This window comes from Cryobacterium cheniae (genome assembly GCF_004403395.1).
Lineage (GTDB): Bacteria > Actinomycetota > Actinomycetes > Actinomycetales > Microbacteriaceae > Cryobacterium > Cryobacterium cheniae.
This window is the reverse complement of the sequence record NZ_SOGN01000031.1, coordinates 1-22,821: the sequence shown is the minus strand read 5'-3', so window position 1 is coordinate 22,821 and position 22,821 is coordinate 1. Positions and strand designations below refer to the sequence as shown.

Here is a 22,821-nt window from a genome sequence, read left to right as displayed (position 1 = left end):
AAAAGGAATCCGTTGACCAGACGAACTCACCTGAGCACCCTGTCGGTGCGCGCCAGGGCCACCGCCCTGGCCCTGGTGCTCACGATGGGCCTCAGCGGCTGCGTGCCGCTGTTCCTGCCCCAGCAGGCGCAGTCCGACTCGGTCCCGACCGGGGAGAAGGTCGACGCCGACCTCGAACCGTTCTACGGCCAGGTGCTCAAGTGGAAGGACTGCGACTCCGGCCTGCAGTGCACCACGGCCTCCGCGCCGCTCGACTGGGCGGACCCGGGCAACGGCGAGACGGTCGACCTGGCGCTGGTGCGGCATCCGGCGACCGGAACCCGGGTGGGTTCCCTGCTCGTCAACCCCGGCGGGCCCGGCGGCTCCGGCTACGACTTCGTGAAGGATTCCCTCGACTACGCGACGGATGCGAAGCTGCAGGCCGGTTTCGACGTCGTCGGATTCGACCCGCGCGGGGTCGGCCGCTCCTCTGCGGTGAGCTGCTACGAACCGGCCGAGATGGACGAGTACCTCTACGGCCTCGCCGCCGCGCCGCGGGGGAGCGACGCGTGGATCCAGGAACTCTCGGCGGACGCCGTCGATTTCGGTGCCGCCTGCCAGGAGAACACCGGCGCCCTGCTCGGACACGTCGACAGCCTCAGCGCCGCCCGGGACCTCGACCTGCTGCGCGCCGCGCTCGGTGACAAGAAGCTCAACTTCCTCGGCTACTCCTACGGCACGTTCCTCGGTGCGACCTATGCGGACCTCTACCCGGAGCGGGTCGGACGGCTCGCCCTCGACGGCGCCCTCGACCCGTCCACCAGCAACGCCGATGTGACCCGCGTGCAGGCCGCCGGGTTCGAGAACGCGCTGCGCTCCTACCTGGGCGACTGCCTGGCCGGCGAGGACTGCCCCTTCGACGGCACCGTCGACGAGGCCATGACCACGATCGGCGCGCTGCTCGCCTCGGTCGACGTCAGCCCGATCACGGCCACCGACGGTCGGCGACTCGGCGCGAACACGCTGCTCACCGCCATCATCTACCCGCTCTACCAGGCCACCGCGTGGCCGAACCTGAGCGAGATGTTCGACAGCGTTCTGCGCGGCGACGCCGAACTGGCCTTCCAGTTCGCGGATGGCTACAACGGCCGGTCTGCCGACGGCACCTACCGCGACAACGCGACCGAGGCGTTCCTGGCGATCAACTGCGTGGACTACAGCTACAACGACGATCCCGCCTCGATGCGCGCGCAGGCCGCCGAGATCGAGAAGGCCGCCCCGACGATCGGCAAGTACATGGCGTTCGGCGACATCGGTTGCGCCAACTGGCCGCACCAGTTCGACGGGGAGCGGTCCGCCATCGCCGCCGAAGGGGCCGACCCGATCCTGGTCATCGGCACCACCAACGACCCGGCCACGCCCTATGTGTGGGCCGAGAACCTGTCGGAACAGCTCGACAGCGGGCACCTCGTCACCTTCACCGGGGAGGGGCACACCGCCTACAACAAGTCGAACTCCTGCGTGAACTCGGCCGTCGACGAGTACCTGCTGAAGGGCACGGTGCCGGCCGAAGACCCGATGTGCTGAGCCTCCGTCGGGCGCCCGGCGGGCATCCGTCGGGCTGCAGATTTGCGCACCGTGTAAGAATTGGAGCATGTCGCCACACGAAGAACCGGGCCTGCGCGAACGCAAACGGCTCGCGACCCGGCGGGCCCTCCAGCGGGCCGTTCTGACGCTGACCTTTGACCGGGGGATCGAGAAGGTCACCGTCGAGGACATCAGCCGGCTCGCCGACGTGTCGCCGCGCACCTTCTTCAACTACTTCCCCTCGAAGGATGCCGCGCTGGTCGGCGACGAACTCGACCTCGCGTCCGATGAGCAGATCGAGGACTTCGTGCACCGCGGCCCCGACGGGGACATCCTGGCCCAGCTCGCCGCGCTGCTCTCGGACAGCCTCCGGAACACCGAGGGCGACCGGGAGATCCACCAGCTGCGGCGCCAGGTGATGAAGGAGAACCCGTACGTGTTCGGGATGCGGATGGCCACGCTGCGCAACTTCGAGGGCCGGCTGCAGGAGATCATCACCCGGCGATTCGTCGCCGACCACCCGGAACTCGGCCCCGAGTCGGTGCAACTGCAGCAGCGGGCGCTTCTCTTCACCCTGGTGGCCGTGGCCGCGCTGCGGCACGCCTGGCGATGCTGGGCCGACTCCGACGCGGCCCGGCCCCTGGCCGAGTACGTCACGGCGTCCTTCGCCGACCTGTACGAGATGACCCTGCAGACCCGCTAAGCTTGGTTGCTGTGTCACCGAGGTTTTCCGAGAGGAAGAATCGTGACGCCGCCTTAGCTCAGTCGGTAGAGCGTCTCACTCGTAATGAGAAGGTCATCAGTTCGATTCTGATAGGCGGCTCCATCCAATCCCGGTTCTCCATGGTTCTGTGCAACCCGGACATCCGTCGCCAGGCCCGAGCCGGCATCCGTCGTCTCGTAACCGCGGACATATTCGGGACGCGCCGGGCGTCTCAGAGGTTCGCGGCGCAGGTTGTGGAAGCGGGCGCACGGTAGAACGTGCGCCCGCTTCCACAGGGTGCGCCACGACGGTGCGCGGCGAGTGCGCGACCCGCCGCCTGATCAACCGTCGGAATCGGAACCGTGACCCGGACGCGGGCGATCGCTAGGCTGATCCCATGACCGACGCAATTCGCTGGGGCATCCTGGCCACGGGCGGAATCGCCCACGCATTCACCAACGACCTGATCCTGAACGGCTTCCACGTGCAGGCGGTCGGGTCCCGCTCGCAGGCGTCGGCGGATGCCTTCGCGGCCGAGTTCGGCATCCCCACGGCTCATCCGAGCTACGAGGCCCTCGCCGCGGACCCGGATGTCGACATCATCTACATCTCGACCCCGCATCCGTTTCACGCCGAGAACGCCAGGCTCGCCCTGAACGCCGGCAAGCATGTGCTGATCGAGAAGCCGATCACCCTGAACGGCGCCGAGGCCCGCGAGATCGTCGACCTGGCCGCGGTCCGCGGGCTCCTGGTGCTCGAGGCCATGTGGACCCGGTTTCTGCCGCACATGGTCCGCATCCGCGAGATCATCGCCGAGGGGACCCTCGGCGACGTGCGCTCCCTGATCGCCGACCACACCCAGAAGCTGCCGGAGGACCCGGCGCACCGGCTGAACGCCATGGAGCTCGGCGGCGGTGCACTCCTCGACCTCGGAATCTACCCGCTCACGTTCGCCTCGGAACTGTTCGGGCGCCCCGAAACGATCCTCGCCAGCGCGACCTTCAAGGCCACCGGCGCCGACGCCCAGGTCGCCACGACCTTCCGCTACCCGGGCGGGCAGATCGCCCAGACCCTCTCGGCCAGCAATACGACCGGCCCGAACACGGCCAGCATCCTCGGCACGCTGGGCCGCATCGACATCGACCGGGTCTGGTACTCGCCCACGGATTTCCGGGTGCTCAACAGCGCCAACGAGGTCGTCGAGACCTTCACCGCCGAGATCACCGGGCGCGGAATGCACTATCAGGCGGCCGAGGCGGAGCAGCTGATCCGGGCCGGCAAGATCTCGAGCGACATCCTGCCGGTCGAAGAGGTGGTGGCGATCATGGAAACGCTCGACCTGGTGCGCGCGCAAATCGGGCTGCGGTACCCCGGGGAGTAAGCGGATGCCGCGACCCCCGTTCTGGGGTGTGCGCGGGCGAGGGCGCTGGTCCGTCGGCCCGTGACGGCTCGGCTAGCGTGGGGTGCAACGGAAGCGGGGGATCCGATGCACGTCAACGCGCACGCGCAGCGGATGGACACAGGGTCCCGTCGCCAGGACCGGTTCGGCCGGTGGGTCCTCTGGTCGATGTGGGTCCTGCTGATCGCCTACCTGGTCGGCCTGCTCGCCGGCTCCGGTCCCGTTTTCAACGGTTCCCTGTCTCTGGTCACGGCCGGGCTGCCCGCCCTGCTCTGCTGGGCTGCCGTTCTCACCGCGGAGCGTGGGCGCACGCAACTGATCCTGGTGGCGGCCGCGATGACCGCCTTCGCCGCCGGCAACACCTATTTCGTGCTCGCGGGTGCGGCAACGCTGCCGTTTCCGTCCCTGGCCGACATCGGGTACATGCTGTTCTACCCGCTGATCCTGGCGGGGCTGGGCGTCCTGGCCCACCGGCAGCACGGGGACATGCGCCGCTCCGTGTTGGTGGACGGCGCCGTGGGGTCGCTCGGCGCGGCATCCGTTCTGGCCGTGCTGCTCAGCCCGGTGATCGCATCGGCGGGTGTCTGGCCGCCGTCGCCGGCCGCCCTGGTCTCTGCCAGCTACCCCCTGCTCGATCTGCTGCTCGTGTCGGTCATCACCGGGATCGCCGCGGCCCGCGGGCTCGACGTGGGCCGGCGGTGGGCCTCGCTCGTCCTCGGACTCCTGATCTTCGCGGCGACCGACGTGATCTATGCCTTCCAGATGTCAGCCGGAACGTACGCCTTCGGGACGCCGCTGGATGCGGGGTGGGCGCTCGGCCTCACCCTCGTCGCGGTCTGGGCCTGGACCCTGGCCCGGCCCGGCGTCACCGCCGGGCGCCCCCTGAGCGGCGTGTGGACTCTCGCTGTCCCCGGGGCGGCCACCGTCGCGGGGATGACGGTGCTCGTCCTGGGCACCCAGGTGAAGATCTCCACCCCCGCCGTGGCCCTGGCGGGCGTGACGCTGGTGCTCGGAACCGTGCGCACCCAGATCGCATCCCGGCAGATCGGGCGGATCGCCGACCTGCGCCGCCAGGCGAGCACCGACGACCTGACCGGGCTGCCGAACCGGCGCGCCCTCTACGCCGAGGCATCCGCTCACCTCGTGCCGGGGGACGGCCACCGGTGTGCCCTGCTGCTGCTGGATCTCGACCGGTTCAAGGAAGTGAACGACAGTCTCGGCCATGACGTCGGCGATCTGCTGTTGGTGCAGGTCGGTTCGCGCCTGTCCGGCCAGCAGCGCCCCGGCGACCTGCTCGCCCGGCTGGGCGGTGACGAGTTCGCGCTCCTGATCGAGGATGCCGGCCACGACGAGGCCGTGGCGGCGGCGGCGAGGCTGCAGGCGGTTCTGGCGCGGCCGTTCACGCTGGAGGGCATCGCGATCGAGACCAACGTCAGCATCGGCATCGCCCTGTTCCCCGACCAGGGCGACACCCTCAAGGTGCTGCTGCGCAAGGCCGACCTGGCCATGTACAGGGCCAAGTCCTCCCGCAGCGGGCACCACGTTTTCGTCGGCGCCGATGACGATCACGGCGATTCGCGGCTTCGGATGATGGAGGACCTGCGCGGCGCCCTCTCCTCCGACGAGCTCGTGCTGCACTACCAGCCGAAGATCGAGTTGGGCACCGGCCGGGTGCACGGTGTGGAGGCGCTGGTGCGCTGGCAGCACCCGAGCCGGGGTCTGCTGCCTCCGGACGCATTCCTCACCCTGGCCGAAGACGTCGGACTCATGCGCGAGCTGACCCGGATCGTGATGGGGAAGGCGCTCGACCAGGCTGCGCTCTGGCGCGCCAGGGGCACGCCCCTGACCGTCGCGGTGAACATGTCGCCCAGCACCCTGATCGAGGCCGACCTGCCCGAACGCATCGCCGCCATGCTCCGGGCGCGGGGGCTGTCGGCCTCCGTGCTGATGCTGGAGATCACCGAAGACTTCCTGATGGAGGATCGGGCCCGGGCCAGGGACATCCTGATCCGACTGCGGGAGAGCGGCATCCGCATCGCCGTGGATGATTTCGGCACCGGTTACAGTTCCCTCGCCTACCTCCGGGACCTCCCGATCGACGAGCTCAAACTCGACAAGTCCTTCGTGTTCCCGATGGCCGACGACGCCCGGGCCGCCGCCCTGGTGGCCTCGATCATCGAGCTCGCCCACAGCCTCGGCGTGCGCATGGTGGCCGAGGGCGTCGAGGACGCCGTCGCCTACGACGAGCTGACCCGGTACGGCTGCGACGAGGCCCAGGGCTTCCACCTGACCCGCCCGCTGCCGGCCGCGGCACTGGATGCCTGGCTCGCCGCCCGGAACGCGCCGGCAATCGCCCGCTAGGCCGAACACCCGCTGGCCCGAATATCCGCCGTCACGAAGCCGAGGCCGACTCACATGACCGGCCGGTAGGGTTCACGGGTGGACGAACTGAAACCTCGCAAGCGCCTCGCGGCCGCCGTCGTCATGGTGGCTCTGCTGTGCGCGGGGGCAGTCCTGGCCGGGGCGTCGACCCGGGCCCCGGATGTCGCGGCCACCTCCGCCGTCGCCGCGGCGAGCGCCGATGCGAACCTGAACGGGCCGGCGGCGGCACCCGTGCCGACCCGCCCCGTGCCGACCACCGCCGCCGACGCCAGAACCCTGCGCAACTGCTCCGTCGCGGCGCTGGCCGCCGACCCCCGGCTGGCCGATTTTCAGGCCCAGGTGGTCAACGCCCGAACCGGCGAGGTGCTCTTCGACCGCGGCGGCGACACCTCCTCGCGCACCGCGAGCGTGCTCAAGGTGATGACCAGCGCCGCCGCCCTGGCGGCGCTCGGACCGGGCCACCGGGCCACGACCACCGTCGTCGCCGGCAGCACGCCGGGGTCGGTCGTGCTGGTCGGCGGGGGAGACCTCACCCTGACGCGCCTGCCCACCGGCACGGAATCCGTCTACGCCGGCGCCCCGCACCTCGACGAACTCGCCCGGCAGACCCTCGCGGCCTGGCAGGCGAACCCGGCGAACCCGCCGATCACCTCCCTCGTTCTGGACGACTCCTTCTTCGGCGGACCCGGCTGGGCACCGAGCTGGGACGAACTGGAGCGGCGCGCCGGGTCGATGCCCGACATCACCGCCCTCCAGGTCGACGGTGACCGCGACGACCCGACGCGCCACACCTCCACGCGCAGCACCGACCCCGTCGGCCGTGCCGGGGAGGCCTTCGCCGCCGCGCTCGGCGGCGGCCTGAGCGTCAGCCTCGGCACCGCGCCGGCCGGGGCCGAGCAGCTTGCCGCCGTCCGGTCCCAGCCCGTGTCCGTGCTGATCGGCCAGTCGCTGATCGTCTCCGACAACGCGCTCGCCGAGATGCTCGCCCGGCTCGTCGCGGTGGAGTCCGGCGCCGGCAACACCTTCGCCGCGCTGCAGCAGTCCGTCGTCGCCGCACTCGGCTCCTACGGCGTCGACACGACCGGCATCGTCATCGCCGACGGGTCGGGCCTCAGCAACAACAACGCCGTGCCGCCGTCCTACCTCACCCGGCTGTTCGTCAAGATCAACGACCGCGACGGCGATCTCGGCGTCATCTTCGACGGGCTGCCGATCGCCGGCGGACCCACCGGGTCGCTGTCCTACGACGACCGGTTCACGGGAGACAACGCCATCGCCGACGGAGCCGTCTTCGCCAAGACAGGCTGGATCGACACCGGCTACACGCTCTCCGGCATCATCCGGGCCGCCGACGGCACGCCGCTCACCTTCGCCGTTTACGCGCTCGGTGATGTGAGCGATAATGCGAAGCAGGCGCTCGACACCATCACCGCCGGGTTTTTCCGTTGCGGAGACAACCTGTCGAACTCCTGACTTCAATCGCCGAAAAGAGGAGTAATCCGTGACCAGGGCCCTGTTCATCATCGACGTTCAGAACGACTTCACCGAGGGCGGGGCCCTCGCCGTCGAGGGTGGGTCTGCGGTGGCCGCGGGGGTGAGCGCTCTGCTGATGGAACATCCGGATGCCTATGACGTGATCTTCGCCTCCCGCGACTGGCACGACCCCGACAGCGACAACGGCGGCCACTTCGCCCCGGCCGGCGAACCCGCCGCCGCGGATTCCTGGCCCGTGCACGGCGTGGCAGGCACCCCCGGCGCCGAATACCACCCGTCGCTGCTGCTCCCGGACACGACCATTCACATCCGCAAGGGACAGGGTGCGCCCGGCTACTCCGTCTTCGACGGCATCTCGGAGGGCGGCGAGAAGACCGGCGAACTGCTCATCGCCAACGGCGTCACGGACGTCGACATCGTCGGCCTGGCCACCGATCACTGTGTGCGCGCCTCGGGCCTGGACGCGCTGGAGCACGGCCAGCGGGTACGGGTGCTGACCGACCTGGTCGCCGGCGTCGCTCAGGACACGAGCGACGCGGCCCTGGCCGAACTGGCCTACGCCGGTGCGCTGCTCGTCACCTCCGACGTGGTCGACTGAGCGTGGTGGTGACCGATTCAATCCCAGGCCCGACCGACGTGACAGGCCCGACCGACGTGACGGGCCAGACCGACCAGACAGGCACCGACCCCGCAGGCCCCGGCGGCCCCGGCGGCGCGGCGCGGTTCGCGCGGCGCCTCGACGGCGTGCGGATCGCCTACGACGTCGTGCCCGGGGAGCGCCCGATCCTGCTCGTGCACGGGTTCGCGTCGACGGCGCAGGTGACCTGGCTCGGCACCGGCTGGGTGCGAGCGCTGCAGGATGCCGGCCGCGGCGTGATCACCGTCGACCTCCGCGGTCACGGCCGCAGCGACAAGCCGCACCGCAGCATCGACTACCTGCCCCGGCAACTCGCCGCCGACCTCGTGCTCGTGCTCGACACCCTCGGGCTGGAGCAGGTGGACGTGGTCGCCTATTCGATGGGCTCGCGGGTGGCGGCGGCGCTCGCGCGGCTGGCACCGGCACGGGTGCGCCGCCTGGTGCTCGGCGGGGCCGGGCCGGACGAACTGTTCGAAACGTGGCATCCGGATGCCGTGCGCCGGTTCGTGACCGACGGAACGGTATCCGCAGATCCGTCGATCGCGGCGGTACTGGGGGTCGCGATCACCGCCGGCGCCGACCGTGAAGCCCTCGTGGCCTGCGTGGGCGGGGTGGCCGGGTCCTCGCTGGACGTGCCGGCCGAGATTCCCGTGCTCTACGTCGCCGGCGGCGCCGATTCCATTCCGGCCGGGGTCGCCGAACTCGCCCGCGCGCGCGGTTCCGACTACCACGAACTGGCGGGGCGGGACCACGTGAACACGCTCACCGCCCGCGAGTTCAAGCGGGCCGCGCTGCACTTCCTGGCCTGAGCGCTCCGGCCGCCTCGCCTAGGCTGAGGGGGTGCGGGCCTCGCTGCCGAGGCCGCCGAATGCCGACCGGGGGACCGTCATGACAGCCGACATTCAGGATGCGACGGGCACGGTCTCGACCGGCTCGACCACCGGCGCAGGCGCGAGCACGGGCGCGAGCACGGGCTCCCGGGACCGCAAGTTCTGGCTGGCACCGGCCGCCGCGATTTTCGCCGTCGCCTGGGGCGGCAACGAATTCACCCCGCTGCTGGTGATGTACCGGCAGGCCGACGGCTTCTCGAACCAGCTCGCGAACCTGCTGCTCGGCGCCTACGTGCTCGGCATCATCCCGGCGCTGCTGATCGCCGGCCCGCTCTCGGACCGGTTCGGCCGGCGGCCGCTGATGCTGCCGGCGCCCTGGGTCGCGATCGCGGGGAGCGTGCTGCTGGCGCTCTCCGCGGGCAATGTGCCGATGCTGCTGGCCGGGCGCATCCTGTCCGGCGTCGCCCTCGGCCTGGCCATGGCCGTCGGCACCAGCTGGGTGAAGGAACTGTCGGCGGCACCGTTCGACCGTCGGGCCGACCGGGCCTCGGGGGCGCGGCGGGCGACGATCGCGCTGTCCCTCGGGTTCGCCCTCGGGGCGGCGAGCTCCGGCGCGCTGGCCCAGTGGGCGCCGTTCCCCGGTGTGCTGCCCTACGCGGCGCACACGGTCATCGCCGTGGTGTTCGGTCTGCTGCTGCTGCGCACCCCCGAGTCCCAGGGCCTGGCCATCGCGGCCGGCGCCCTGCCGGCCGCCCACCCGGCCACCTCCCCGTACCCGCGATTCCTGCTCCTGATCGTGCCGGTGGCGCCGTGGGTCTTCGGCACGGCCACGACCGCCTACGCCATCCTGCCCGCGCTCGCCGCGACCGAGATCCCGTCGGCGCCGGTGGCGTTCGCGGCCCTGCTCTGCGTGGTGGCGCTCGTGGCGGGAGCGTCGCTGCAACTGTTCAGCCACCGCATCACCGCGGGGCACAACGCCCGAGGCATCATGTTCGCGCTGATGCTGACCGTCGGGTCGCTGCTGCTCGCATCCGTCGCCGTGAACCCGCCCGTACTCTGGCTGATCCTGCCGACGGCGGCCCTGCTCGGCGCCGCCTACGGGCTGCTGATGGTGTCGGGGCTGCAGGAGGTGCAGCGGATCGCGCCGCCCGACCACCTCGCCCGGCTGACCGCGATCTACTACGGCATCACCTACCTGGGGTTCTTCGTGCCGCTGGCGCTGTCCCTGCTCGAGCCGTGGCTCGGCTACCCGGCGATGTTCGCCGGCGGGGCCGCGGTCTCGGCCGTGTCCCTGGTCGTGGTGATGCTGGTCTTCCGCCGGGACATCTCCCGGCACGGCCCCGCAGCGGCGAAACACCGTTGAAAAGTTTTTTTCATGCAAGTGCATCCGTTTTTGGGCGGGTGGGAGAAGTAAGGGTAAGAGAGGCTCCAAGACCCTCTCCCGTGTGACCCACTCGCAGACCCACTACGCAGGAGGAAACGATGCACAAGACCCTCAAGATCGGAATGACGGCCGGCGCTCTCGGCGCCCTCGTTGCCCTCGGCGGCCTTGCGCCGGCGCAGGCAGCCGAAGACGTCGCGAAGCTGTCCGTGCTCCACGGAGTTCCCGGCCTCACCGTCGACGTCTACGTGAACGACAAGCTGACCCTGGACGACTTCAAGCCCGGTGACATCGCCGGTCCGCTCGACCTTCCGGCCGGCACCTACACGGTCGCCATCACCGCGTCCGACGCAGCGGATGCCAGCGCGCCCGCCATCGGCCCGGTCGACCTCCCGCTCGAAGCCGGTAAGAACTACACCGCTGCCGCGCACCTCGACGAGGCCGGCAAGCCCACGGCGACACTGTTCACCAACGACATCTCGCAGGTCGCCGCCGGGGAGGGCCGTCTGACGGTCCGCCACGTGGCAGCCGCCCCCGCGGTCGATGTCCTCGCCAACGGAGCCGTCGCGATCACCGCCCTGGTGAACCCGAACGAATCCGTTCTCGCGTTGCCGGCCGGCACCATCTCGGCAGCCGTCGCCGCCACCGGAACGACTGAACCGGTGATCGGCCCGGCAGACGTCAACGTCGCCGAAGGCACGAACACGATCGTCTACGCGTGGGGCAGCCTGACCGACAAGAACCTCGCCCTGGCCGTCCAGACCATCGAGGGTCTTCACTCCAACCCGGACAGCATCCCCGCCGGTGAGGCCGGCCTCGTCGCCACCAACCAGGCGAACGACTCCACGGGCCTCATGGTCGGTGTTGCCGCCGTGCTGATGGGCCTGGTCGCCGCTGCCGTCGTCGGCATGCGTCGCCTGTCCGTGGCCCGCCGCTAGTAACGCCGAATAGTAAGAGGGATTCACGATGAGAGCCACAGCGGGCACCTTCACAGCGCTCGCTGTGGCTCTCGCCCTGCTCACGGGCTGCAGCACCGCCCCGAGCACCGCTTCGTCCACGGCCTACGTCCCCCCGACGAACGCCGCCCCGACACCCACGCCCACGCCGGAGGCTCCACTGCCGGTGGCCGAGGTCGACGTGCCGACCGCCAGTGCCTCGCTGGACCAGAACCAGGTCCCGCAGGCCCCGGTGCCCCAGCGCATCCGGGTGGACTCCCTCGGAATCGATATGGCGATCGAACCCGTCGGCCTGGCCGATGATGGGGCGATGGCGCTTCCGAAAGACCCGTCGCTCGCCGCCTGGTACCGTTTCGGACCGTCACCGGCCAGCGCGGCCGGGGCGACCGTCGTCGCCGCCCACGTCGACTCCCTGATCTACGACATCGGGCCGTTCGCGCAACTGGCCTCGGCGACGGCGGGCACCGAGATCGTGGTGACCACCGAGGACGGCCAGGACCGCCGCTATGCGGTGGAATCCGTTCAAACCGTGACCAAACAGGATGTCCCCTGGGACGCCATCTTCGACCGATCCGGCCCCAGCCGGCTCACCCTGGTGACCTGCGGCGGCGAATTCGACTACGACGCCCGCACCTATTTGTCCAACGTCATCGTCTCGGCGAATCCGATCGCGTGACCCACGCACCATGGCGGAGAGGGGTGGCTATGCTGGGCAGCACGGTGGTCGAGGCCCGCTCTCCGATGGAGCCTGACATGTACGACCTCCCGATGCGCTCACCAACCGGGAGACACCGATACGACGTGACGGCACTCACCGACGACGACGACCACGCCGGGCTCGTTCTCGCGTTCCGAGCGGGAGACGAACGCGCTCTCGCCGAGGCCTATGCCCGGTGGTCATCCCTCGTCTACACGATCGCCGTTCGCTCGCTCGGCGATCCGGGCGAAGCCGAGGACGTCACCCAGAAGGTCTTCATCGCCGCCTGGCGCGGGCGGGACGGGTTCGACGCGTCGCGGTCGCCGTTGCCGGCCTGGCTCGTCGGGATCGCCCGGCACACCGTGGCGGACGCCCATGAGGCCCGCTCACGGCGACGGCGGGTCGAAGAGGCCGTCGTCGTCGACACCGGACTCAGCCAGGCCGATGAATCCGCCGACATCGCGGACCGTGTGCTGATGAGGGATGAGCTCCGCCGGCTCGGACCGGTTCCGCAACAGGTGATGCAGCTGGCCTTCTACGACGACCTCACGCACACCCAGATCGCCGATAACCTCGGATTGCCGCTCGGCACCGTGAAGAGTCATATCCGCCGAAGTCTTTCGAGACTGCGCACCAGATTGGAGGCGAACGATGACACACATTGACCGGGAAAATCTCGCGCTCATTGCCCTGGCAGAGTTCGACCTCACCGAACCCGAACGACAGCACCTGTCGGAATGCCCCGAGTGCACCCTGGAACTGATCGCCCTGCAACACACCGTCGCCGTCGGCCGGTCCGCACGCAGCGTGCAACTCGTGGACCCCGGCGACCGCGTCTGGGCCGGCATCCACTCCGCCCTCGGCCTGTCCGAGACGGTGGATACCACCCCGCGCCTGAGCCACTACGCGGCGGACTCCGAGCCCGCCGCGTCCGAGCCTGCGGCGCTGGTCGAGCCTGTCGAGACCCCCGGCCCGTCCGGCATCGTCACCGACATCGGCTCGGGCCTGCGCCCCCGCGGCCGCCGCCGCAACTGGATGCCGGTGGCCGTCGCCGCGGGCATCGCCGGGCTGCTCGGCGGCCTCGGCGGCGGCATCTGGTGGCAGTCCGCGCGGCAGCAGGCCCCCGAGCCGCGACTGATCGCGGAGGCCCGGCTGGATCCGTTCCCCGGCTGGGATGCCGCCGGCAGCGCCTACGTCGCGAAGACGGCCGACGGCCAACGGGAGGTCGTGCTCGACGTCACCGGGGTGAGCGCCGACTCCGACCTGCGCGAGGTCTGGCTGATCAAGGCGGACGCGTCCGGGCTGATCAGCATCGGACTGCTCGGCGGCGAGTCCGGCCGCTTCATCATCCCCGACGGCGTCGACCTGTCCCAGTACCCGCTCGTCGACGTCTCCGCGGAACCCGATGACGGCGACCCGCAGCACTCCGGCGACTCGATCCTGCGCGGAGAGCTCCGCACCGTCTGATCCCCGCCGGCGCCGAAGCCGGTCAGGGGCGGGGCGGGGATCAGAGCGAGGTGGGGGTCAGAGCGTGTTGCCGAGCTTGAAGCCGTGCTCCTTGTCGTCCTTGCGGGTGTACGAGAAGCCGTCGGCGCCGACCGTGACGGCCATCTCGCTGGACTCGGTGCGGACGAGAACCGGCTGGGGGTTGCCGTCGAGGTCGAGCACCAGCGACGCATCCGTGTACCAGCTCGGCACCACCGGGTTGCCCCACCAGTCGCGGCGCTGGTTGTCGTGCACATCCCAGGTGACGACGGGGTTGTCGGGGTCGCCGGTGTAGTAGTCCTGGGTGTAGATCTCGACGCGGTGGCCGTCGGGGTCGCGCAGGTAGAGGTAGAACGCGTTCGAGACGCCGTGGCGGCCGGGACCGCGCTCGATCACGTCCGACATCCGCAGGGCGCCGAGCTTGTCGCAGATGTAGATGATGTTGTGCTTCTCGTGCGTGGAAAAGGCGATGTGGTGCATCCGTGGCCCGTCGCCGCCGGTCAGGGCGGTGTCGTGAACGGTGTCCTTGCGGCGCATCCAGGCCGCGTAGGTGACGCCGTCCTCGTCCTGGATGTCCTCGGTGACCCGGAAGCCGAGGTCCTCGAGGTAGCCGCGGCCTCGGCCCACGTCGGGGGTGACCTGGTTGAAGTGGTCCAGGCGCACGAGGGCGCCGGGGCCCTGCAGGTCGTAGCGCCAGGCCAGGCGTTCGACGTGGTCGACCGAGTAGAAGAACTCGTAGGGGAAACCGAGCGGATCCTCGACGCGCACGGAGTCACCGACACCCTTCACGAAGCCCTCGGTGCGGCGTTCGGTGCGGCAGCCGAGCTCCCGGTACCAGGCCTCGGCCAGGCCCACGTCTTCGGGGGCGCGCACCCGGAACGCCATCGCGGCGACTGCGGCGACGGGGCCCTGGCGCAGCACCAGGTTGTGGTGGATGAACTCCTCGAAGCTGCGCAGGTAGATCTCGGTGTCGCTCTCCTCGGTCACGACGAGGCCGAGCACGTCGACGTAGAACGCGCGCGAACGGGCCAGGTCGGTGACGACGATGTCCATGTAGGCGCAGCGCAGGATGTCCGGCGGGGTCGCGGTGGGCGTGGGGATGGGGGTGGTGGTCATGGAATCCTCCTCATTGAGTTGTCGGTGATCGGTGATCGAGCTTGTCGAGATCAGTGGGCGCCGAAGCGGGCGGTGTGCACCGGTCCGAGGGTCACGTGCACGGCCTGCTGCTCGGTGTAGAAGTCGATCGAGCGGTAGCCGCCCTCGTGCCCGAGCCCGGAGGCCTTGACCCCGCCGAACGGGGTGCGCAGGTCTCGCACATTGTGCGAGTTGAGCCAGACCATGCCGGCCTCGATCGACTGCGCGAAGGTGTGCGCCCGGGTCAGGTTGCTGGTCCAGATGTAGGCGGCCAGGCCGTACTTGACGCCGTTGGCGAGGTTCAGGGCCTCCTCGTCGGTGTCGAACGGGGTGATCGCGACGACCGGTCCGAAGATCTCCTCCTGGAAGATGCGGGCCGTCGGGGCGACATCCGCGAACACGGTCGGGGAGACGTAGTTGCCCTCCGGCAGATTCTCCGGGCGGCCACCGCCGGCGAGCAGGCGGCCCTCGCTCTTGCCGATCTCGACGTAGCTCATCACCTTGGCGTAATGCTCCGGGTGCACCAGCGCGCCGACCTCGGTCTTCGGGTCGTGCGGGTCGCCCACCACGATGTTCTTCGCGCGGGCCGCGTAGCGGGCGCAGAAGTCGTCGTAGATCGGGCGTTCCACCAGGATGCGGCTGCTGGCGGTGCAGCGCTCGCCGTTGAGCGAGAACACCCCGAACAGGGTCGAGTCGAGCGCGGCCTCGAGGTCGGCGTCGGCGAAGACCACGGCGGGGGACTTGCCGCCGAGCTCCATCGACATGCCCTTGAGGTTCGCGGCGCAGTTGCGGTAGATGGTCTGGCCCGTGGTGGTCTCGCCCGTGAACGAGATGAGCGGGACATCCGGATGCTTGACCAGCGCGTCGCCGGCCTCCTCACCGAGCCCGTTGACGAGGTTGAAGACCCCGTCGGGCAGCCCGGCGGTGGCGAAGATCTCCGCCCACAGGCTCGCCGACAGCGGTGTGAACTCGGCCGGCTTGAGCACCACCGTGCAGCCGGAGGCCAGCGCGGGGGCGAGCTTCCAGCTCTCCAGCATGAACGGGGTGTTCCACGGGGTGATCAGGCCGGCCACGCCGACCGGCTTGCGGAAGACGTAGTTGATCTGGCTGCCGGGCACCTGGTAGGTGTCGTCGGTCTGCGCCACGATCAGGTCGGCGAAGAAGCGGAAGTTCTCGGCCGCGCGCTTGGCCTGGCCGAGGGCCTGGGTGATCGGCAGGCCGGTGTCGAAGGACTCCAGTTCGGCGAGGCGGGCATCCTGGGCCTCGACGGCGTCGGCGATCCTGTTCAGGATGCGGGAGCGTTCGCGCGGCTTCATCCTCGGCCACGGCCCGTTCACGAACGCGTCGGTCGCGGCGGCGACGGCGAGGTCGATGTCCTCCTTCTGCCCGGCGGCGGCGGTGGCGTAGGTCTGGTTCGACACCGGGTCGAGCACGTCGAAGGTCGCTCCGTTGACGCTGTCGACGAAGCGGCCGCCGATGAAGTGCTGGATGCGGGTCGGCAGGTTCTCGGGCACGTGCTGCGCGCGCGGGGCGGTGGCGGTGTCTGTACCGGTGGTGTCTGTCACGGCGGTCTCGGTCATGGCTCAGGCTGCTTTCGGGGTGAAGCCGGCGACCTGGAAGCCGTCGACGGGGGAGAGGTACGCTTCGCCGGCGGCCAGGAGCGTCTGCATTTTGGCGATGCCCGCATCCGTCGGGGTGATCAGCGGCGGGCGCACGAAGCCGCTCTCGATCAGGCCGCGCTGTTCGAGCACCCACTTGCCCGGCGCCGGGTTGGTCTCGACGAACAGCAGGTCGACGAGGGGGTGCAGTCCGTAGTGGATGCGGCGGGCCGTCTCGATGTCGCCGGCCATCCACGCGTTGTACATGTCCACGTGCGCGACCGGGGCGATGTTACTCGTGGCGCTGATGTAGCCCACACCGCCGAGGGCCAGCAGCGGCAGGCAGAGCAGTTCGATGCCGCTCCAGACCAGCAGTTCGGGGCCGCAGAGCTGCAGCACCCGGGAGAAGTGCTCGAAGTCCTTGGTGGTCTCCTTGACGCCGACGAAGTTGTCAAAGTCGCGATAGAGGCGGGCAATGGTCTCCGGGTCGATGTCGACGGCGGTGCGGCTGGGCACGTTGTAGGCGACGATCGGCAGGTCCGGGAACTCCTCGGCCACGGTCTTGTACCAGACGTAGAGGGCTTCCTGGGTGGGGCGGGCGTAGTAGGGGGTGATGATCAGGGCGGCGTCGACGCCGGCATCCCGGGCCGCGGCGGTCAGCTCGAGGGTCTCGTCGAGCTTGGCCGAGCCGGTGCCGGGCATGAACGGCACCCGGTCGCCGACGGCGGCGGCGACGGTGCGGATCGCAGCCGCGCGCTCGGCGATGGTCTGCGAGCTCGGCTCGCCGGTCGAGCCGCCGAGCGAGATGCCGTGGGTGCCGGAGGCGAGCTGCCAGTTGACGAGGTTGGTGAGGCCGGCGTGGTCGACGGCCCCGTCGGCCGTGAACGGGCTCATCAGGGGTGCGATGGAGCCCTTGATCTGGCTCGGGTCGGTGCGGAACTTCATTGTTCTTCCTTTCGAGGGCAACGGATGCGGTGGCGACTGTTGCCGAATCGGACGAATGTTCCCGGTGTGCGGGCAACAGTTGTCCGCTCCGGGAACAGTCGCGGGATTGGCTGTCAGGGGGCGGGGGAGGGGGCGGAGGGGGCGGGGTGCTGCTGGGCGAGGAACGCGGTCAGGGTGCCGAGCCGGTGCTCGCGCGCGGCCAGTTCGACCTGCAGGGGATCGGCGCCGTCCTCGATCAGGTCGAGCAGCGCGCCGTGCTCGGCGACGGATTCGTGCGCCCGGCCGGGAACGAAGCTGAACGTGGACTCGCGCAGGGTGCCGAGCCGGCTCCAGCCCCGCTGCACCAGGTCGAGGATGTGCGCGTTGGTGCAGGCCTCGAACAGGGCCGAGTGGAACTCGCGGTTCAGGCTGGTGAAACGCACCGGGTCGAAGTGGTGCAGGCAGTCGGCCATCTCCGAGTTGATCTCCCGGGCCCGCAGGAGCGTCTCCGGGTCGAGCTTCGGCGCCGACAGCGCGGTGGCGTAGCCCTCGACAAGGGCTAGCGTCTGCATCGTGTGGGTGTACTCGGTGGCGTCGAGCATGGCCACCTGGGCGCCCACGTTGCGCTCGAACGTGACCAGACCCTCCGCTTCCAGCAGACGGATGGCCTCCCGCACCGGCACGGTGCTGACGCCGATCTCCCGGGCGATCTGCCCGAGCACCAGGCGGTAGCCCGGGCTGAAACTGCCGTCGGAGATTCGGGCGCGGATCCACTGGTGGGCGAGCTGCGCCTTGCTCAGCGACGCGTCCGCGCCGGCGGTGTCCCCGGTGGTCGAGCCGGCCACGCCCCCGATGGTCGGGGCCGCTCCCGTCCCGAGCGTCATGCCTGCTCCTCCTGCCAGACCCGGTAACGGGCCTTCCACGCGGTGTTCATCGGGTAGAGCCCGTCGACGCCGTGCCCGGCCGCGACCATGGCGGCGATGAAGGTCTCCTCGCGTTCCTGAACGATCGCGGAGGCGACCACCTCCTCGACCAGGTGCGGCGGGATCACGATCAGCCCGTCGGCGTCCCCGACGATCACGTCGCCGGGCTGCACGGATGCCCCGCCGCAGGCGACGGTCAGGTCCGTGTCCCACGGCACGTGGCGGCGCCCGAGCACGGCAGGGTGCCCTCCGGCGTGGTAGGTGGGGATGTCCAGGGCGGCGACGGCCGCGAGGTCGCGCACACCGCCATCCGTCACGATGCCGGCCGCGCCCTGCACCTGGGCGCGCAGGGCGAGGATGTCACCGACCGTGCCCGTGCCGCGCTCGCCGCGGGCCTCGATCACGAGCACGTCACCCGGCCCGAGCGCGTCGAAGGCACGTTTCTGGGCGTTGTAGCCGCCGCCGTGCGACTCGAACAGGTCCTCCCGGGCCGGGATGTACCGCAGGGTGCGGGCCCGGCCGACGAGGCGGGCGTCCGGCCGGGTCGAGCCGAGGCCGTCGATCGACACGGCGTTCAGGCCGCGCTTCCGCAACTGGGCGCTGAGAGTGGCGGTGCCGACGCTGTTGATCCGGGCCTTGAGCTCGGGGGTGAGGGCGAACGGCGGGGGCGTCTGCTCCGCTGTTAGCGCGGTGACGGATGCCGGCGCGAGCCCGGCCGCCTCCGCCGAACCCCAGGCCTCGGTGCGCTGCAGGTCGTCGACCCGCGGGCCGGCCCCGAAATCGCGAAACGGCACCGTGCCCTGCCGAATCGGGGTGACCAGGCGGCCGGTGCGGGGCGCGCCCGGCGCACCCGGGGCATCCACTTCGACCTCGACGATGTCGCCGGGCACGACGACCGACGATCCGGCCGGCGTGCCGGTGAGGATCAGGTCGCCGGGCTCGAGCGTGAGCAGCTGCGAGAGGTCGGCGACGAGCCGGCCGAACCCGAAGAGCAGGTCGGCGGTCGTGTCCTCCTGCACGAGCGCGCCGTTGACCCAGGTGCGGATGCGCAGCGCCGCCGGGTCGAGGCCGGCCGCCGGCAGCAGGGTCGGCCCGACGGGAGTGAAACCGTCGGCGCCCTTTGAGCGCAGGTTCGAGCCCTTGTCGGCGTAGCGCAGGTCGTACACGCCGAAGTCGTTGGCGCCGGTCACGTGCGAGACCGCCGCCCAGCCCTCCGCGGGCGAGACGCCGCGGGTGCGGCGCCCGATCACCAGGGCGATTTCGCCCTCGAACACCAGCAGCTCGCATCCGTCCGGCCGGTCCACCGGCGTGCCGCTGGAACTCCGCGACGACGCCGGCTTGAGGAAGTAGGACGGCTGCTCCGGCGTGCGGCCGCGCTGGGCGGCCCGGCTCGGGTAATTGAGGTGCACCGCGATGATCTTGCCCGGCGTGGCGAGCGCGGCGGCGCTGACGGCGCCGACGTCGCTGGGGCTGACGTCGCTGGTGCTGACGTCGCTGGGGCCCACGGAGGTCGAGTTCGGCATGTTTTCCGGCTTTCTAGTCGTGCTGGGAGATTCCGAGCGGGACCCCGCGGGTTTCCTTCACCACGGACACCGCGACGAAGGAGATCGTGGCCAGCACCATGATGTAGATGCCGATCGACGGCGACCAGGCGGTCTCGTCCAGGAGCAGCTGCGCGATCAGGGGAGCGAACGCACCGCCGAGGATGGCGCCCATGGCGTAGCCGATGGACACGCCTGAGTAGCGCACCTGGGCCGGGAACATCTCCGCGTAGAGCGCCGCCTGCGGGCCGTACGAGAAGCCGAGCCCGCTGGCCAGCACGACGAGCGCCACCGTGAACCAGAGGATCTCGCCGGTGTCGATCAGCAGGAACATCGGGATGGCCCAGAGGAACAGCCAGGCGTAGCCGAACTGGAACGTGCGGATGCGCCCGATCTTGTCGGACAGGATGCCGCCGATCATCGTCGACGCGAGCCAGAACACGGCCGCGATGGTGCTGGCCAGCAGCACGGGGGACCGTTCCATGCCGAGGCCCCCGGCCTCGACCGGCTTCGTGGCGTAAGAGGAGAAGAACGCGATCAACAGGTAGCCGGCGGCGTTGTTGGCGATGAAGATCAGGGCGGTCAGGACGACCTGGCGCCAGTGGCCGCTGAAGAGCTGGCGGAGCGGGGCGGCCGACTCCTTCTTGCGGTCCTGCATCTCCTTGAAGACGGGGCTCTCGTCGACCGAGCGGCGGATGATGAAGCCGACCACGATCAGGAGCACGGAGAAGAGGAACGGGACCCGCCAGCCCCAGGCGAGGAAGGCTTCCTCGCTCATCGAGCTGGTGACCAGGAGCATCACGCCGGTGGCCAGGATGAGCCCGGTCGGCACGCCGATCTGCGGGTACGCGCCGAAGAAGCCGCGCTTGGCGACCGGGGCGTGCTCGACCGACATCAGGGCGGCACCGCCCCATTCACCGCCGGCCGAGAAGCCCTGCAGGATGCGCAGCAGGATGAGCAGGATGGGCGCCCAGACGCCGATCTGCTCGAAGGTCGGCAGGAGGCCGATCAGTGCGGTGGCCGCGCCCATGATCACGAGGGTCAGCACGAGCATGGCCTTGCGGCCGAGACGGTCGCCCAGGTGACCGGCCACGATCGCGCCGAGCGGGCGGAACAGGAAGCTGATGCCGAGCGAGGCCCAGGCGACGAGCTGAGCCAGCCCGGCGTTGTCGTTGGCGAGCGGGGCGAAGTACAGCCCGGCCAGCACCAGGCCGGCGGCCTGCGCGTAGATGAAGAAGTCGTACCACTCGATGGTGGTGCCCACCATGGTGCCGGCGAGGACCCGGCGTTCCTCGTGTCGTTTGGCAGCGGTCGCTTTCGCAGCGCCCGCGCGGTCAGTTGTCAAAGCCATGGAATACCCCTTTGTATTTCCCGGTGAGTTTCGAGTTTCCGCGCGATGCCGCGCGATTCCGAAACGGTATCACAGATCGTATATTATTTACAGGGGTGGAGTCTGGTTCGTTCAGGCCGTCGGGAGGGCTCCGCGAGCCTGGCCGGAGGCCGTCGGCTGCTGGGCCGGGAGGCCGTCGGCTAGCGCAGATCGGCCGCGATGGCGGCCGCGGCCCTCACGAGTCGCGCGCCGATCTCGGTGGCACTCTGCTCGCTGCCGAGATAGACGACCGCCAGCGCCGACGGCGCCGCGCCGGGCACGACCAGCGGCACCGCCACGGAGGCCAGCCCCGGTATGACCTCGTCATGGCTGGTGGCGAAACCGCGCGTGCGCACCTCGGCGGCCTCCCCGCGGCGCGCGTCCTCGCCGAGGTCCGCCCACTGGGCCGCCGTGAGCAGGGACTGGATGGCGATTCCGGGGGCACCCCGGCCGAGCGGATGCCGCGTGCCGGGTCTCTGCGCGACCGTGGCGTGCGCCTGCCGCGGCTCCACGCTGACCAGGGTGACGACCTCCGCCCGGTCCAGCACGGTCACGAAGGCGGTCATCCCCAGCTCGTTCGCGACGCTCGTCAGCTCGGGCAGCGCCGCGGTCTGCAGGCCGCGGGAGACACCGCGGGCGAGTGCGGCCATCCGTGGGCCGAGGCGCACGGCGCCGGCGGCATCCCGGATCACCACCCCGTGGTCCTCCAGTGTGCGCAGGATTCGGTAGGCGATCGAGCGGTGCACGCCGAGGGCGGCGGCCACCTCGGCGATGGTCAGGGCATCGTCGGAGTCGGCGAGGATCTCGAGCACGCGGATGCCGCGGGACAGGGTCTGCGAATGCGGGGCACCGTTCGCGCCGGGCCGGTTCGGCTCGCTCATCCCGCTCACCCCGCTCCGCTCGCTCCGTGACGTCGACACGGTGCCATTCTCGCATCCACGGTTCAGCGCCGTCGGTCGCCGCAGGGACTTACGCGCCGGGATGTGTGGCCAACTCAGGAAATCCGGGTGCTGCGCGGCATCCGTTGCCCGGACCAGTGCGGTGAGGGGCGGATGCTGCCGCGGATCTCCTGCGTTCGGCACAAAGGAAGCCGGCACACCCGGGCTCCCGGGCCCGGTCCGTCCTCGTGCATAACTCCTGCAAATTGTGCGGGCCGGACCACGCCACCGCGGAATACCGGGGGTGCGCGCCGGCGACCCGACCAAATTGCAGGAGTTATGCCGTGTTCGCGGCGGCTGACCACGTTGGCGGGTGCTGACCGGGTTGGCCTGCCGCGGCAAATCTTCTGAGTTGGCCACACGGGCGCGGTCGTCTCCGGTCCCATCCGTGCGCTGCCGCCCCCGCATCCGTGCGCCGACAGGCAAGACGCGCGGGGGAGACCGGCCTATCGTGAACGGAAATGAGTCCGATCTGGGTGTCCGCGTGCCTGGTCGCCGCGGTCGCGGCGGCCGGCCTGGGTGCGGCGTGCGCGCTCGCCGGGGTCCGGATGCCGGGACGCGCCCTGGTCGCGGCGCCCGCCATGGTCGTCATGGCCGTCTCGTGCGCGGACATGGTGCTGCCGGGCGTGCAGCTGTTCGGCTCTTTGGCCTGGGTGGGGCTCCTGGTCGGGGCGGCGCTGGTGGCCCTGCTCGACCGGCGGCACCGGATGCCCGCCGCGCACCACTCCGCATCGCTGCTGCTGATGGCCGTGATGTGGGTCGCAATGCTGCCGGCGGCGTCGGTCGCTGCCGCCGGGGCCGCCGCGGGGACCGCCGCGGGAACTGCCGCCGGGGCTGCCGCGGGGGCTGCCGCGGGAACTGCCG

Annotated in this window: 20 protein-coding genes and 1 tRNA gene; 14 read left to right on the top strand and 7 right to left on the bottom strand. The window is 70.4% G+C overall.

The annotated features are described in order from the left end of the window. Positions 1-84 precede the first annotated feature (84 nt). From E3T23_RS05565 to E3T23_RS05505, 13 genes are all read left to right on the top strand, one after another. Positions 85-1,566, top strand: a complete 1,482-nt coding sequence (locus tag E3T23_RS05565) for an alpha/beta hydrolase (protein ID WP_134369409.1) — start codon at positions 85-87, stop codon at positions 1,564-1,566. A gap of 67 nt (positions 1,567-1,633) precedes the next feature. Continuing rightward, positions 1,634-2,269, top strand: coding sequence for a TetR/AcrR family transcriptional regulator (locus E3T23_RS05560; RefSeq protein WP_134369398.1), 636 nt, complete (start codon positions 1,634-1,636; stop codon positions 2,267-2,269). A 47-nt stretch (positions 2,270-2,316) separates the two neighbouring features. Beyond that, positions 2,317-2,392 (top strand) — tRNA-Thr (locus tag E3T23_RS05555). Between the two features lie 274 nt (positions 2,393-2,666). Next, positions 2,667-3,650: a Gfo/Idh/MocA family protein gene (locus E3T23_RS05550; RefSeq protein ID WP_134369397.1), complete on the top strand. Its 984-nt coding sequence runs from the start codon at positions 2,667-2,669 to the stop codon at positions 3,648-3,650. Positions 3,651-3,782: 132 nt separating this feature from the next. Beyond that, positions 3,783-6,029: a putative bifunctional diguanylate cyclase/phosphodiesterase gene (locus E3T23_RS05545; protein WP_134369396.1), complete on the top strand. Its 2,247-nt coding sequence runs from the start codon at positions 3,783-3,785 to the stop codon at positions 6,027-6,029. A 78-nt stretch (positions 6,030-6,107) separates the two neighbouring features. After that, positions 6,108-7,523: a D-alanyl-D-alanine carboxypeptidase/D-alanyl-D-alanine-endopeptidase gene (locus tag E3T23_RS05540; protein ID WP_241977631.1), complete on the top strand. Its 1,416-nt coding sequence runs from the start codon at positions 6,108-6,110 to the stop codon at positions 7,521-7,523. Between the two features lie 28 nt (positions 7,524-7,551). Beyond that, positions 7,552-8,142 (top strand): isochorismatase family protein, encoded by a 591-nt coding sequence (locus E3T23_RS05535; protein WP_134369395.1) that lies wholly within the window; start codon positions 7,552-7,554, stop codon positions 8,140-8,142. An 8-nt stretch (positions 8,143-8,150) separates the two neighbouring features. Beyond that, positions 8,151-8,990, top strand: coding sequence for an alpha/beta fold hydrolase (locus tag E3T23_RS05530; RefSeq protein WP_198416182.1), 840 nt, complete (start codon positions 8,151-8,153; stop codon positions 8,988-8,990). 79 nt (positions 8,991-9,069) lie between these two features. Next, positions 9,070-10,374: an MFS transporter gene (locus E3T23_RS05525; RefSeq protein ID WP_134369394.1), complete on the top strand. Its 1,305-nt coding sequence runs from the start codon at positions 9,070-9,072 to the stop codon at positions 10,372-10,374. A gap of 119 nt (positions 10,375-10,493) precedes the next feature. Then, positions 10,494-11,330, top strand: coding sequence for a DUF4397 domain-containing protein (locus E3T23_RS05520; RefSeq protein ID WP_134369393.1), 837 nt, complete (start codon positions 10,494-10,496; stop codon positions 11,328-11,330). A gap of 28 nt (positions 11,331-11,358) precedes the next feature. Beyond that, positions 11,359-12,024, top strand: a complete 666-nt coding sequence (locus E3T23_RS05515; protein WP_134369392.1) for a class F sortase — start codon at positions 11,359-11,361, stop codon at positions 12,022-12,024. 125 nt (positions 12,025-12,149) lie between these two features. Then, on the top strand, positions 12,150-12,710 hold the full coding sequence (locus E3T23_RS05510; RefSeq protein WP_241977630.1) for an RNA polymerase sigma factor: 561 nt from the start codon (positions 12,150-12,152) through the stop codon (positions 12,708-12,710). Further along, a complete protein-coding gene (locus E3T23_RS05505) occupies positions 12,697-13,512 on the top strand; it encodes an anti-sigma factor domain-containing protein (RefSeq protein WP_134369391.1) in 816 nt (271 codons plus the stop codon). The genes E3T23_RS05510 and E3T23_RS05505 overlap by 14 nt, the downstream gene beginning before the upstream one ends. A 57-nt stretch (positions 13,513-13,569) precedes the next feature. On the opposite strand, the gene hpaD is transcribed toward E3T23_RS05505, so the two are convergent. The 7 genes from hpaD to E3T23_RS05470 all read right to left on the bottom strand — a co-directional run bounded on the left by hpaD (position 13,570) and on the right by E3T23_RS05470 (position 21,900). Further along, positions 13,570-14,646: a 3,4-dihydroxyphenylacetate 2,3-dioxygenase gene (gene hpaD, locus E3T23_RS05500; protein ID WP_134369390.1), complete on the bottom strand. Its 1,077-nt coding sequence runs from the start codon at positions 14,644-14,646 to the stop codon at positions 13,570-13,572. Positions 14,647-14,696: 50 nt separating this feature from the next. Next, positions 14,697-16,244: a 5-carboxymethyl-2-hydroxymuconate semialdehyde dehydrogenase gene (gene hpaE, locus E3T23_RS05495; protein ID WP_134369389.1), complete on the bottom strand. Its 1,548-nt coding sequence runs from the start codon at positions 16,242-16,244 to the stop codon at positions 14,697-14,699. A gap of 3 nt (positions 16,245-16,247) precedes the next feature. Then, positions 16,248-17,207, bottom strand: coding sequence for a 4-hydroxy-tetrahydrodipicolinate synthase (gene dapA, locus E3T23_RS05490; RefSeq protein ID WP_134369388.1), 960 nt, complete (start codon positions 17,205-17,207; stop codon positions 16,248-16,250). 113 nt (positions 17,208-17,320) lie between these two features. After that, on the bottom strand, positions 17,321-18,070 hold the full coding sequence (locus E3T23_RS05485; protein WP_134369387.1) for a GntR family transcriptional regulator: 750 nt from the start codon (positions 18,068-18,070) through the stop codon (positions 17,321-17,323). Next, a complete protein-coding gene (locus E3T23_RS05480; protein WP_134369386.1) occupies positions 18,067-19,632 on the bottom strand; it encodes a fumarylacetoacetate hydrolase family protein in 1,566 nt (521 codons plus the stop codon). Before E3T23_RS05480 ends, E3T23_RS05485 begins: the two co-directional genes overlap by 4 nt. Positions 19,633-19,645: 13 nt before the next feature. After that, positions 19,646-21,001 carry an MFS transporter gene (locus tag E3T23_RS05475; RefSeq protein WP_134369385.1) on the bottom strand — a complete coding sequence of 452 codons (1,356 nt, stop codon included), beginning with the start codon at positions 20,999-21,001 and terminating at the stop codon, positions 19,646-19,648. Positions 21,002-21,180: 179 nt separating this feature from the next. Beyond that, complete coding sequence (locus E3T23_RS05470; RefSeq protein WP_134369405.1) at positions 21,181-21,900, bottom strand: IclR family transcriptional regulator; 720 nt, start codon at positions 21,898-21,900, stop codon at positions 21,181-21,183. Between the two features lie 518 nt (positions 21,901-22,418). Here E3T23_RS05470 and E3T23_RS05465 point away from each other — a divergent pair. Then, positions 22,419-22,821, top strand: a 403-nt coding sequence (locus E3T23_RS05465) for a hypothetical protein (protein ID WP_198416181.1), incomplete at its 3' end; no start/stop codon positions are given.

Bases quoted from the DNA above. Each gene is read 5' to 3' on its own strand.
- E3T23_RS05565 (WP_134369409.1), top strand. From the start codon at position 85: ATGGGCCTCAGCGGCTGCGTGCCGCTGTTCCTGCCCCAGCAGGCGCAG.
- E3T23_RS05560 (WP_134369398.1), top strand. From the start codon at position 1,634: ATGTCGCCACACGAAGAACCGGGCCTGCGCGAACGCAAACGGCTCGCG.
- E3T23_RS05550 (WP_134369397.1), top strand. From the start codon at position 2,667: ATGACCGACGCAATTCGCTGGGGCATCCTGGCCACGGGCGGAATCGCC.
- E3T23_RS05545 (WP_134369396.1), top strand. From the start codon at position 3,783: ATGGACACAGGGTCCCGTCGCCAGGACCGGTTCGGCCGGTGGGTCCTC.
- E3T23_RS05525 (WP_134369394.1), top strand. From the start codon at position 9,070: ATGACAGCCGACATTCAGGATGCGACGGGCACGGTCTCGACCGGCTCG.
- E3T23_RS05520 (WP_134369393.1), top strand. From the start codon at position 10,494: ATGCACAAGACCCTCAAGATCGGAATGACGGCCGGCGCTCTCGGCGCC.
- E3T23_RS05515 (WP_134369392.1), top strand. From the start codon at position 11,359: ATGAGAGCCACAGCGGGCACCTTCACAGCGCTCGCTGTGGCTCTCGCC.
- E3T23_RS05505 (WP_134369391.1), top strand. From the start codon at position 12,697: ATGACACACATTGACCGGGAAAATCTCGCGCTCATTGCCCTGGCAGAG.
- hpaD (WP_134369390.1), bottom strand. From the start codon at position 14,646: ATGACCACCACCCCCATCCCCACGCCCACCGCGACCCCGCCGGACATC.
- hpaE (WP_134369389.1), bottom strand. From the start codon at position 16,244: ATGACCGAGACCGCCGTGACAGACACCACCGGTACAGACACCGCCACC.
- dapA (WP_134369388.1), bottom strand. From the start codon at position 17,207: ATGAAGTTCCGCACCGACCCGAGCCAGATCAAGGGCTCCATCGCACCC.
- E3T23_RS05485 (WP_134369387.1), bottom strand. From the start codon at position 18,070: ATGACGCTCGGGACGGGAGCGGCCCCGACCATCGGGGGCGTGGCCGGC.
- E3T23_RS05480 (WP_134369386.1), bottom strand. From the start codon at position 19,632: ATGCCGAACTCGACCTCCGTGGGCCCCAGCGACGTCAGCACCAGCGAC.
- E3T23_RS05475 (WP_134369385.1), bottom strand. From the start codon at position 21,001: ATGGCTTTGACAACTGACCGCGCGGGCGCTGCGAAAGCGACCGCTGCC.
- E3T23_RS05470 (WP_134369405.1), bottom strand. From the start codon at position 21,900: ATGAGCGAGCCGAACCGGCCCGGCGCGAACGGTGCCCCGCATTCGCAG.